The following is an 11,655-nucleotide window of genomic DNA, read 5'->3' as shown; positions in this document are numbered from 1 at the left end:
GAATGACCGGGAACGATCTTGAATCTGTCATCGAGTCAGTCCCAGACCGGAGCGACCGTGGACACGAATCGGATACGCAAACGGCACTCGTCGTCTCGTGCTCGATGAGCAGTTGCAAACTTCGGGGACCGCTCTGGCCAGTCGATGCTACCTGGAACGTCGTTGGAGTTCAGACTCTCGGGAATCAGACACAGGAACGATACGAGGAAAAAACGATTGTAGACAGCAACATCGAACACCCCAGACAGCAGTACGATATCACAGTAGTCCTCGTTGTGGGACACACGAAGTGTGAGGTTCTCGAAGACGCCTACGAGCGGTGGGTTGCACCCGATTCAGAGTCACCTGACGGGATCGAAGCACGGTTGGATCCACTCCGTTCGATCGTCGGAGATGGGTTCGAAGAGGGAGTTGTGGCGGAGTCGTTGCCGCTTAACTCGTTGCAGTATCGACTCGTCGAGTACAACGTTCGCCGACAGGTCCAGTTTCTCCACCAGGCACTCCCCTCGTCGGTCACGGTCGCTGGCTACGTTTACGATCAAGATGGAGCGTACAGTTCGTTCCCCGACAAGCGATATCTGGTCGCGTTCGACGGTGCGACAGACCCGACCACAGTCCGAGATCGTCTCCCCGAAGACGCGTCGGTACGGGTCGCAAGCCTCCTGACCTGACCCGCGACTGTCTGTTCCCCCGCATTGCTGGGCGAACTATTAGGTTCTATGCTGGCGGAAAAGCGAACAGAATGTGAAAATAGATGGATTTAACAACCACTCTGTTCATTTAGAGTAGTAACTGCGACCAGAAGCGTCCCACAAGCGATTGTCTCCGGTGGCGCAATGGGTCGTACGATGGGCTGAACGATGTCAGGACAGAGTTCGAAACCGACGGTCGGAGCGCTCCCGGACACGACGGTGGAATCACCGTTCGTGCCCGTTGTACTAACGTGGCTCGTGTGGTCGCTGTTCACCGCGAGTGTCGCCGTCCTCATCGCCAGAGTCAGGTTTGATGGTGTGTGGGAAATTCCCGGCTTGGTTGCCATAGACGGCCTGACCGTCCTCATGTGGGTGGTGGTCACCTTCTTTAGCGGTATTGTTCACAGCTACTCCCGCCGCTACATGGCTGGTAGCACTCACAAAACGCGGTTCTTCATCGCTGTGTTCGGTTTCACCGTAACTGTGATGGCGCTCGTCGCGGCCGACCACGTCGCACTGTTCGGGTTCCTGTGGATGGCGATGGGCCTGGTGATGGCGGAACTCATCGGTGTGATCGAGGGCTGGAAACAGGCACAGGCGGCGAAGACAGTCGCTCGCAAGTATTTTCTCGCTAGTAGCGTCTTGCTGGGTGTTGCGCTGACGGCGCTGTGGTGGACGACCGGTGCGACGACGATCTCCGGAATAAGCGCGGCCACCGACACGCTTGGTGGTCCGGTGTGGCTGCTCGCTGCCGGTATTCTCGTGCTCGCGGCGATGATCCAGTCCGCGCTAATCCCGTTCCACACGTGGCTGCTCACTTCGATGACCGCACCGACCCCGGCGTCTGCGTTGATGCACGCCGGATTCGTCAATGCGGGCGGCATCCTGCTGGTCCGCTTCGCCCAGGTCATCACGGTCAACTCTACGCTCATGCTCGCAGTCGTCGCCGTCGGCGCGGCGAGTGCGTGCGGCGGAAAGCTCTTGAAATCGGTCCAAACGGACATCAAAGGCAAACTCGGCTGCTCGACGGTCGGCCAGATGGGCTTTATGATCATGCAGGCTGGACTCGGCTTCTTCGGGGCCGCGATTACCCACCTCATCCTGCATGGATTCTACAAGGCCTATCAGTTCCTCAGTTCGGGCGAGCAGATCGAACACAAGAGTCCGAGCGAGACCACCGAGCACACGATCGGCGATATGACGAGTGCCGTCGGTTTTGTCGTGGCGTTGCTGACCGGCCTCGCCGGTGGCGTGGTGTTCACGGTGCTGACGGGGAAGGGAGCACACGTCGATAGTGGTCTCCTGTTGACCTTTTTCGTCGTCTTCACCACGCTCCACGCGGCCCGCAGTGCGGTCCAGCACACTTCACTTCCGACACTTGTCCGCTATGTGGCCGTCCCGCTTGTGTTCTTCCCGGCCATCATTATCTATGCCGTTGTCTACGAAGGCGTCTCGGATCTCCTTGCGGTCAGCACGGCGACGACCGAGCTGACCCTACTCCACGGCATTATCGCCGTCAGCTTCGTCGGCGTCTACGTCGCCATCGAGACCGGAATCCACGAACACAGCCAGCGTCTCTACGTGGCACTGCTGAACGTCACCCAACCGTCATCGAACACCCTATTGAATTCCCCGGAGGACTACAATGAGTACTGAATCTGCTATCCACGACAGCATCGACGAAGCAGCGACCACCGTCAGCTCCGTCTGGCCCATCCACTCGTTCGTGACGGCCAACCCCCTTTCGGGGTTCGAGGACCAGCCGTTCGGGGAGGCCGTCGAGCAGGCCGCTACGCTGTTGGGCGGCCGTGGCTACCCCAGCGCCGAGACGTTCAGGACGGCGCTGGAACGCGGCCAGATTGACCCGGAATTCCTCGGAGCGGAACTCGCCGAGGCAGGTTACGAGGACGACCCCGAAACGCTACTCGACCGCATGGCCGACGCGGCCGACGCCGAGGACAGTGACGCGGACACCGCCACAAACCATGTGGACCAGGTGCTGACAAAGTGGCTGTCTGCCTTCCTCGACGAGGACAGTGCCCACTGGTCGATGCCGAACCGCGAGGCGGGGTTCTACACTGCTTTCAGGAACATGGTCGAATACGATAGCGCCGTCCCCGACGAAGGCGTCGTCGCCGACCTGCCTGAAACGCCGATTGTGGCTATCGAGGCAGTTCTGGAGCCATATCCGGAAAATCAGTGGGTGCCCATCTTTGAGGAGCAACTGGCCGCACTCTCGGGCTGGACCGGGTTCATCAAACAGCGTTCCGAGGACGAGGGCGTGTGGCAGTCGAAGTACCCGATTTCGCTGGAAGGGTACCTTGCGGCGCGTCTGGCACTGCTGGATGCCGTCGGCGCTACGATTGAACCGGACGACGACCTTGACGACGCGAACCCGGCAGACGAAATCGCTCAGGCGTTCTTGCGTGCGTGGGAAGCGACCTACCGCAATGACCTCGTTGGAACCATCGCAGGTGAGAGCCAGTCGATGGACGACGGCGAGACGTCGGGACGCCCGGACGCCCAGTTGGTCTTCTGTATCGACACTCGCTCGGAGATTATCCGTCGTCACATCGAGGCAACGGGCGACTACGAGACCCACGGGTACGCTGGCTTCTTCGGCATCCCGATGGAGTATCAGGGGTACGACGCCGATGTGTCGGTCGATGCCTGCCCTCCGATCCTCAACCCACAGCATCACATCACTGACTTCCCGACCGATGACGACACGCAGGCACGCTACAACCGCTGGTCCGGCATCCGCGAGGCTGCCGACGAAGTGATCGAGATATTGGAGGCCAACGCTGCCAGCGCCTACGGCTTCGTCGAGACTGCCGGGAGCGGCTACGGTCTCTCACTCGCGGCCCGGACGCTCGTTCCGGGGCGCGTTCACGACCTGTTCGACGCTGCCGCCGAGTTGGTGCCCGACGAGCGCGAGTTCTGTGAGCCGCTCGTCCATCACCAGCATACCTACTCTGGCGACCTGCCGGTGGGGCTGACCCACGAGGAGAAAGTCGAGTATGCTGCGACTGCCTTCGAGCTGATGGGTTTCAAGACGTTCAGTCGCCTCGTCGTCTTCACGGGCCACGCCAGCGAGACGGCAAACAATCCCTACGATTCGAGCCTAGACTGCGGTGCCTGTGCGGGCAACCCCGGCGGCCCGAGTGCTCGCGTCCTCGCAAAGATCTGTAACGACGAGGCTGTCAAGGCCGAACTCCGGGACCGTGGGTTCGCCATCCCCGAGGACACGGTCTTTGTTGCCGGAGAACACAACACAACGACCGACGAAGTGGACCTGTTCGCGGACGACGTGCCCGAGAGCCACGCGGACGACCTCAATCAGTTGCGTATGGACCTCGCAACGGCTCGTGAGAACTCGACTGCCGAGCGCGCCGAGGCGATGGGTGCCGACGCCTCGACCGGCGTCAGCGAGACGGAACGTCGTGCCGCCGACTGGGCCGAGACACGTCCCGAGTGGGGGCTAGCGGGCAACGCTGGCTTCGTCATCGGCCCACGCGAGTTGACAAGCGGTTGTGATCTCGACGGGCGCACGTTCCTCCACTCGTACGACTGGTCAACCGACCCCGATGGAGACGCGCTCGAAGCAATCTTCACTGGTCCCATGGTCGTCACCCAGTGGATCAACACCCAGTACTACTTCTCGACGGTTGACAACGCCGTCTACGGCAGCGGGTCGAAAGTGACCCAAAACCCGGTCGGCAATATCGGCGTCTATCAGGGCAACGGCGGCGATCTGATGACCGGTCTCCCGCTCCAGTCGCTGACGACCGCAGACGACGAACCGTATCACCAACCGCTCCGCCTCTCGACGGTCGTCCACGCGCCGATTGAGCGGGTCACCGACATCCTGACCGACCACGAGGAACTGACCAAGATTCTGGACAACAACTGGCTATCACTCACGGTCGTCGATCCAACTCAGGACCACAGCGCCTTCCACTACGAGGAGTCTTTGGACTGGATACCAGTGACCGAACAGACCGAAGCACCCCCGGAGATGCCGAACACTCGGACTGTCGCAGACGACTAGCCGATCCGTAATCGCACCGGACAGAACCGGTGGGTTGTTCTGAGTTTCAACTGGGCCCACGAATCCGACTTCCTCCGACCCTCTTTTCGCCACGGAAATCGGAATCGCGCCGAACGTGTGTTCTGCGAGGTAAAACGACGAACGTCTTCGCTTTCGAATGCGTTCCGCAACGCCAAGATAGAAACAGTGGAATCGTGGTTACAAGCCGTCGCCGTCTGCCACAATTCATGCCAAACTTAACGACCATCGCTGGACCCCAGTGACGCAACCAACTCTCCGACATGCCTGTCGATGGAGTGGACTCCGGAACGGAGGCACCTCCGTTCAGATTCACGACACCACAATAAGGTGTCTATCAGTATGGATGTTATGGTGCCCAACAATACAGATGCTATTGCGCCGATACCGTGTTGGAGAACCGCGGCCCAGTTTCTACTCGGGAACGTCCCTCTCTGCCGACCTGTACTTGACCCACCACTTAAACGAGAGCTTCCACAGGGATAACCGAAATAACACCGAGATAGCGTCCGGTTTCCAGTTGAACACTCGGCGTGGTATAAGACGGCTGCCGCTGAAACAGCGTTTGGAGGAGAAAGACCGTGAGTGAACTCGTCGTACTGGCGTTCGACGGCAAGGAGAAGGCATTCGAGGCCCGAGAAAAGTTGATAGAACTACAGAAACAACAGCTGATAACGCTACGAGACGCGGCCGTAGTCGTGCGAAAGGAGGGCGGCGGAGTCGATATCAAGCAGGCCCAGAGCCTCGTCGGGGCGGGTGCGCTCGGCGGTGCGTTCTGGGGGATGCTCATTGGACTCCTGTTTTTGGCACCGTGGCTCGGTCTGGCGCTCGGAACGATTACCGGGGCACTCTCCGGCAAGTTCTCCGACTACGGTATCGACGACAAGTTCATTAAGGAGGTCGGTGATACCATCGAACCCGGAGACTCTGCGCTGTTCTTGCTGGTCGAAGACGTTGTCGCCGACCGCGTTATCGAGGAGATGAAGCAGTTCGACCCCGAGGTCGTGCGGACCAATCTCTCCAGAGAAGACGAGCAGAACCTCCGAGAGGCCTTCGCAGCGGGAGAAATCGAAGCCTGACCTCACCCGTCGGGGTTTTGCAGCGGCGTCCGACGGTTCAACGAGCCACGTCTCGACGACACCGTCCTCGATCTCTTCTACAACACGATGGGGGCCTGCTCGTCGCTCTCTTCGGGACGGCCTATCTGACCGGCGTCTCCGACCAGTTGCTAGGACGACTCCAGTCGGCAGACCGGTGATTCACGCGTCATAGGCGTGATCTTCGAGTGTCTTCAGGTCCACAGCATCTAATACTGCCTCGTTGGTCGCTTCGAGAATCACAGGCGGGACGGTCGTCTCCGGGAGGCGTTCGGTCCGCGTGGCTTCAAGCGCCTCAACCCACCGTCCAAGACAGAGACACCAGCGGTCGCCCGGTTCGAGTCCGGGAAACTGTAGCTCCGGACGCGGCGTCACGAGGTCGTTTCCCTGTGCTTTGCTGAACGCCAGAAACTCCTCAGTCATCACCGCACAGAGTTCGTGTCTCCCCCGGTCGTCGGGATGAGTCACACAACAGCCGTCGCGTTCGTAGCCTGTCGTCGGGTCGGTACTACAGGTGGCAAGCTCTCCGCCGAGGACGTTCCGTTCGGACATACTAGTTGGTCGTGTCGTGGGGACAAAAGCCTCTCCGTGTGACTGTTTTCGTGACGCTCTCGACAGATGATGAGTTGTTTCGAGCACTCGTTACTTCTCGGAATAGTAGCGGAGTGGTCGAGGAGTGACTCTCAGACGACGGACGCTCGTTCTGCGGAACAGCTTCCGAAACCGCCAACAAAATGTAAGCCGAGATACCAATCCTCAGCTAAAACGCTGAGTATGATTATCAACCACTGAGACGTAATGTGGGAAGATATAAGGGTTCAAGCTATGGATTCATACATGAGCGAAAACGATAGTGATGGTCGAGAGCGAATCTTGACCGGCGTTCCGGGCGTAGACGATATTCTCGGCGGCGGATACCTCCCCGAATCCGCCACACTCGTCCGGGGACCACCCGGATCGGGCAAGTCGATTTTCTCGTTGCACTTTCTCGCCGCTGGCATTGACGCCGACGAGACAGGACTGTACATCAACCTCGGCGAACCCGAAGATTACATTCGGGACACTGCTCGGCATTTCGGCGTCGATATCGACGCGCTCCATTTCCTCAACCTCTCCGCCTCCGGCGACCAGTTTCAGAGCGAAGAGACGTACACCCTATTCGAGTCCAGTGAAGTGGAAACACCCTCGCTCGTCGAGAACATTCGCACAGAGATTCAGGAGATCGAACCAGATCGCGTCGTCGTGGACCCGGTCACCGAGTTCCGGTATCTCGCTCCAGACGAACACCAGTTCCGCTCACAGATTCTGGGTCTCGTAGAGTTCCTCAAAAGCGAGGGAGCGACGGTCCTGCTCACTTCGCAGGCTGCCGAATCGATGCCCGACGACGACTTGCAATTTCTGGTCGATGCCGTCATCAACATGGAGGAAGATCCGGGTCGCCGGACGCTCCACGTCTCGAAGTTTCGTGGGTCGTCGATCAGGTCTGGTCAGCACGCGCTCCAAATCACCGACGAGGGTATGCAAGTGTGGTCACGACTCGACCCCAACCGTCACGAGCGCGAACACACCCCGACGAAACTCTCCTCTGGCGTCCCCGAACTGGACTCGCTGTTGTCGGGAGGTATCTCCACCGGGACGATAACGTTTCTGAGCGGGCCGACAGGCGTCGGCAAGACCACGACTGGTCTCCAGTTCATGAAAGAGGCTGCGGGGCGGGGCCAACACTCGGTCCTGTACAGCTTCGAGGAGGACCGAAACACTCTCTTCGAGCGTGCGGAAGCCGTCAACATCCCCGTAACCGACATGATCGACCGGGGGACGCTCACCGTGGAAGTGATAGGGCCGGAGGAACTGACCATCGACGAATTCACCCACCACATCCGAAGCGAAGTCGAAGACAACGACGCGGAGATCGTGATGATCGACGGGACCAACGGCTTCGGACAGTCGCTCCGCGGCGTCGGCACGGACCCGATGCAGCATCTCGTCAAGATCGGGCGCTATCTCCGCAACATGGGCGTGACCGGTCTCGTCACGAACGAGGTCCACCAGATCACCGGTGAGTTTCGCGCGACCGACCAAGGCATGAGCTATCTCGCCGACAGTATCGTCGTCCTGCGCCACGTCGAGTACAAGGGTTCGCTCCGGAAGGTGATCGGCGTTCTCAAGATGCGCACCAGCGATTACGAAAACCAACTCCGGGAACTGGAGATCACCGAACACGGGCTACGCGTCGGGGAATCGCTCCCGGAACTCCGTGGGATTCTTACTGGAACACCGACGTGGGATGACGATGAGGCCTGAATCACCGACGCCCGTTCCCGCTGACCGACTCGGAACAGAGTCATCACCAGTCCGAATCCTGCCGATACTCTCGCATACGGGCAATCAACGGGTGCTCGCCAACTGGGTGCAGACACAGGAGCAGTACGAAATCGTCTCGGGGGACCACGCTGAACTCTCAGCGGCCGAGTTCGATATCGCTATTCTCGACGAACACTCGCTCCGTGAGTACGACACCGAGATTCGGGGGCGAAAGGCCGATGCCGAGACCGTTCTCCCGGTACTCCTCGTGAGTTCCGACACCCCTGCCAATACGCTCGATACTCCAGACCGGACCGAGATAGAGCCGTCGCTCCGGCAAATCGTCGATGAGATTCTGGCGACACCGATCGACATTGCGGAATTGCGCAGCCGACTCGACTCGCTTGCTCGCATCAGAGCGCAGTCAATCGCGCTAGAGCGCAAAACCAACCAACTCCTGTTGTTGAATCGCATCACTCGCCACGATATCCGCAACGAGATGAACGTCGTCATCGGCTGGACCGAGCAACTCGCCGACCACACCGACGACGCGGGCGACCAGATACGCCAGCGGGTCTTGGACAGCGGTCAGCACGTCGTGGGTCTTACCAAAGCGGTCCGGGAATTCATCGAGACACTCAAAACGGCCGGTGAACCGGACTTGCAAGCGGTTGACCTCACGGACGTGGTGACCGACGAACTCACGAAACGCCGCGAAACGTTCGAAGCTGCCGATTTCGTCATCGACGGCGAGATTCCACCAGTGGATGTCCGTGCGAACGACCTCCTCGCGTCGGTGTTCAGAAACGTGCTGAACAATGCAGTCCAGCACAACAACAGCGAGACGCCCCGCGTGGAGATCGGGGTAGTGGACGGTCCCGAGAGGGTCGCTATCACGATTGCTGACGATGGTCCGGGTATCCCGCCGGACCAGCGAGACGCCGTCTTGGGCCGAACTGACCGGGGACTCGACCACCCTGCCGCAGGTCTCGGTCTCTATCTCGTCGATACACTCGTCACCAAGTATGGCGGGACACTCCGTATCGGCGATGCCGAACTGGGTGGGGTCGCCGTCGAGATTGAACTCCTGAAAGAGCCAACCACCGGAACGACGAAGACGGATCATGACTCCTGAAAGGACAACCGAATCTCGGAACCGCGTTCTCCCCCTCGTTTCGGATTCGGGCAATCGCCAGTTGCTCGTAGAGTGGCTTGACGGTCACCCCTCGTACGAAACTGTGGACCTCGCGGAAGGAATTGACGAGACCGCCTTCGACGTGTGTATCCTCGACAAAGCAGCCTTCGAGGAGCATCTTGATGCGCTTCAGGCGAAGAAAACGGCGACCGCTCCCGTCTTGCTCCCGTATCTCCTGTTGCTTCCCGAATCCAATCCGGAGATCATCGACATGGATGCTGGCCGGTTGGCCGACAACGTGGTCACGGAAACAATCGACGAACTCGTCGCCCTGCCGATTCAGCAGGCCGAACTACACTGGCGGTTGTCGGCGCTCCTTCGCCTCCGCGAGCAGTCTCTCACGTTACGGGAGCGAGAGAGGGAACTCGAACGGCAGGTCGATCTGTTCGAGAAGGCTCAGGATATTGCAAACGTCGGAGCGTGGGAGTACGATATCGATGCCGAAGAGCTGTGGTGGACCGACGAGGTGAATCGCATCCACGCGCTCCCAGAAGATACGACGCCGTCTCCGGAACGGAGCCTCCAGCAGTTCCATCCCGAGGACCGACCGGTCATCGAAAACGCATTCGAAACGGCTGTCGAAGAGGGCGAACCATACGATCTCGAACTCCGGTTCATCGACGCGGAGGACCATAACCGGTGGATTCGAACGAGAGGTGAACCGCAGTACGAGGACGGGGAACTGACCCGCGTTCGGGGGACGATACAGGACATCACCGAACGCAAGGAGCGCGAACGCGACCTCCAGCGCATCGAGCAGGCGGTCGAATCAGCTGGCCACGCAATCTTCATCACCGACCCGGACGGGTACATCGAGTACGTCAATCCGGCGTTCGAAGAGATAACTGGGTTCGCCCGGTCAGAAGTCGTCGGTGAGACACCACGCGTGTTGGACTCCGGAGAAATGCCGGACGTGTATTTCGAGAACCTCTGGAGTACCCTTCGCTCGGGCGAGGTGTGGGAAGAGGAGATTATCAATCGCCGAAAGAACGGCGAAACGTACACCGCGATGCAGACGATTGCACCGGTAACTGACGGCGACGAAATCCACGCGTTCGTGGCGGTTCAGGACGATATCACGGAACTCAAAGAGCGAGAGAAGACACTCAAGCGGCGAAAACAGGCAATCGATGAAGCGCCAGTCGGCATCAGTATCTCCGATCCCGACCGAGAGGACAACCCGCTAATCTACGTGAACGATGCGTTCGTGGAGATGACGGGCTACCTGCGTGAGGACATCCTCGGGGAGAACAGTCGATTCCTTCAGGGCGAGAACACCGACCCGGACCACGTCGCCAGTATCCGGGAAGCGATGGATGCTCAAGAGCCGGTTTCTGTCGAGATCCGCCACTATCGCAAGGACGGAACGGAGTTCTGGAACCACGTCAAATTCGCGCCCGTGCGGGATGATGCTGGTGATGTCGTCAGCTACGTCGGATTTCACCAAGATGTGACCGAGCGAAAACTACGCCAAAAGCAGTTAACGGTCCTCGACCGGGTGTTACGCCATAATCTGCGCAATAGTATGAACGTGATTCGGGGACGGGCCGAGCGGATTCGTTCCGAGACCTCAAGTGAGGTTGGGGAGTCCGCCGAGAGAATCATCGATACGAGCAATCGACTGCTTGGACTAGCCGAAAAGGAACAGCAGATAACGGAACTGTTGCAGGAGGAACCCACGTACGGAGAGATCGAAGTACGTGACTGTCTCCATCATATTGCTTCGACTATCGGATCGGAGTACCCGGACGCGACAATTGCTGTTGACTGCCCCGAGGAAGTGACTGTACGGACTACGACACGATTCAAGCAGGCGATCAGAGAACTCGTCACGAACGCGATTGTTCACGACGACTCGTCGTCGCCCGAAGTCACTGTCACCGCGACTCGGACCGACGAGACCGTTCGCGTCGAAATAGCCGATACCGGGCCACCCATCCCGGAGATGGAGCGGAATCTACTGGTAGACGAAGCGGAGCAAACACCGCTGTACCACGGGAGCGGTCTCGGGTTGTGGCTCGTGAAGTTGATCATCACTCGGTCAGATGGCATCATCACCGTCGAGGAGAATTCGCCAGTCGGCAACGTCGTCAGAATAGAACTCTCGCGTTGACTGTTCTCTCAGGCTCGACCAGTGCTGAGTACCCGTCCTGTACTCAACGCGCCAACTGAAACCGGTCTTTCGCTGAAGCTGTAGACAGTGCCTCGACCGCGCGTCCGTATCCGGCAAACGTAACAGTTCGCTAACTTTGAGGGGGCACTGTTCAGATAAGCCTCGAAGAATGAGGCGGTTGGAAT

The 11,655-nt window shown here is 59.2% G+C and carries 8 protein-coding genes and 1 pseudogene; 8 read left to right on the top strand and 1 reads right to left on the bottom strand.

Going from position 1 to position 11,655, the window contains the following annotated elements; genetic code table 11:
• Positions 1-2: 2 nt before the first annotated feature.
• The 5 genes and pseudogenes from EP007_RS15825 to EP007_RS15805 all read left to right on the top strand — a co-directional run bounded on the left by EP007_RS15825 (position 3) and on the right by EP007_RS15805 (position 5,840).
• Complete coding sequence (locus EP007_RS15825; protein WP_128478739.1) at positions 3-671, top strand: carbonic anhydrase; 669 nt, start codon at positions 3-5, stop codon at positions 669-671.
• 189 nt (positions 672-860) lie between these two features.
• Positions 861-2,348: a proton-conducting transporter transmembrane domain-containing protein gene (locus EP007_RS15820; protein WP_128478738.1), complete on the top strand. Its 1,488-nt coding sequence runs from the start codon at positions 861-863 to the stop codon at positions 2,346-2,348.
• Positions 2,338-4,743: a DUF2309 domain-containing protein gene (locus EP007_RS15815; RefSeq protein WP_128478737.1), complete on the top strand. Its 2,406-nt coding sequence runs from the start codon at positions 2,338-2,340 to the stop codon at positions 4,741-4,743. Before EP007_RS15820 ends, EP007_RS15815 begins: the two co-directional genes overlap by 11 nt.
• Positions 4,744-4,830: 87 nt before the next feature.
• Positions 4,831-4,983: pseudogene (locus EP007_RS18010) on the top strand (IS6 family transposase); the annotation flags it as partial.
• A gap of 359 nt (positions 4,984-5,342) precedes the next feature.
• On the top strand, positions 5,343-5,840 hold the full coding sequence (locus EP007_RS15805) for a DUF1269 domain-containing protein (protein WP_128478736.1): 498 nt from the start codon (positions 5,343-5,345) through the stop codon (positions 5,838-5,840).
• Positions 5,841-6,020: 180 nt separating this feature from the next.
• Here the strand turns inward: EP007_RS15805 and EP007_RS15800 are convergent, their stop codons facing one another.
• Positions 6,021-6,410: a DUF2237 family protein gene (locus EP007_RS15800; protein WP_128478735.1), complete on the bottom strand. Its 390-nt coding sequence runs from the start codon at positions 6,408-6,410 to the stop codon at positions 6,021-6,023.
• 285 nt (positions 6,411-6,695) lie between these two features.
• Between EP007_RS15800 and EP007_RS15795 the strand changes: the two genes are divergently transcribed.
• Genes EP007_RS15795 through EP007_RS15785 form a run of 3 tightly spaced genes read left to right on the top strand, consistent with a single transcriptional unit; the run spans position 6,696 to position 11,470 of the window.
• The gene (locus EP007_RS15795) at positions 6,696-8,162 is read left to right on the top strand and encodes an ATPase domain-containing protein (protein WP_128478734.1); all 1,467 of its coding nucleotides are present in this window, start codon (positions 6,696-6,698) and stop codon (positions 8,160-8,162) included.
• Entirely contained in the window at positions 8,152-9,297 is a 1,146-nt protein-coding gene (locus tag EP007_RS15790) for a sensor histidine kinase (RefSeq protein WP_166035674.1), read from the top strand. The genes EP007_RS15795 and EP007_RS15790 overlap by 11 nt, the downstream gene beginning before the upstream one ends.
• Positions 9,287-11,470 (top strand): PAS domain-containing protein, encoded by a 2,184-nt coding sequence (locus EP007_RS15785; protein ID WP_128478732.1) that lies wholly within the window; start codon positions 9,287-9,289, stop codon positions 11,468-11,470. Before EP007_RS15790 ends, EP007_RS15785 begins: the two co-directional genes overlap by 11 nt.
• The last annotated feature ends 185 nt before the right edge of the window (positions 11,471-11,655 follow it).

The organism is Halorussus pelagicus, from assembly GCF_004087835.1.
Classification (GTDB): domain Archaea; phylum Halobacteriota; class Halobacteria; order Halobacteriales; family Haladaptataceae; genus Halorussus; species Halorussus pelagicus.
The sequence above is the reverse complement of the archived record's forward strand: the minus strand, read 5'-3'. Positions and strand labels throughout refer to the sequence as shown.

Bases quoted from the DNA above. Each gene is read 5' to 3' on its own strand.
- EP007_RS15825 (WP_128478739.1), top strand. From the start codon at position 3: ATGACCGGGAACGATCTTGAATCTGTCATCGAGTCAGTCCCAGACCGG.
- EP007_RS15820 (WP_128478738.1), top strand. From the start codon at position 861: ATGTCAGGACAGAGTTCGAAACCGACGGTCGGAGCGCTCCCGGACACG.
- EP007_RS15815 (WP_128478737.1), top strand. From the start codon at position 2,338: ATGAGTACTGAATCTGCTATCCACGACAGCATCGACGAAGCAGCGACC.
- EP007_RS15800 (WP_128478735.1), bottom strand. From the start codon at position 6,410: ATGTCCGAACGGAACGTCCTCGGCGGAGAGCTTGCCACCTGTAGTACC.
- EP007_RS15795 (WP_128478734.1), top strand. From the start codon at position 6,696: ATGAGCGAAAACGATAGTGATGGTCGAGAGCGAATCTTGACCGGCGTT.
- EP007_RS15790 (WP_166035674.1), top strand. From the start codon at position 8,152: ATGAGGCCTGAATCACCGACGCCCGTTCCCGCTGACCGACTCGGAACA.
- EP007_RS15785 (WP_128478732.1), top strand. From the start codon at position 9,287: ATGACTCCTGAAAGGACAACCGAATCTCGGAACCGCGTTCTCCCCCTC.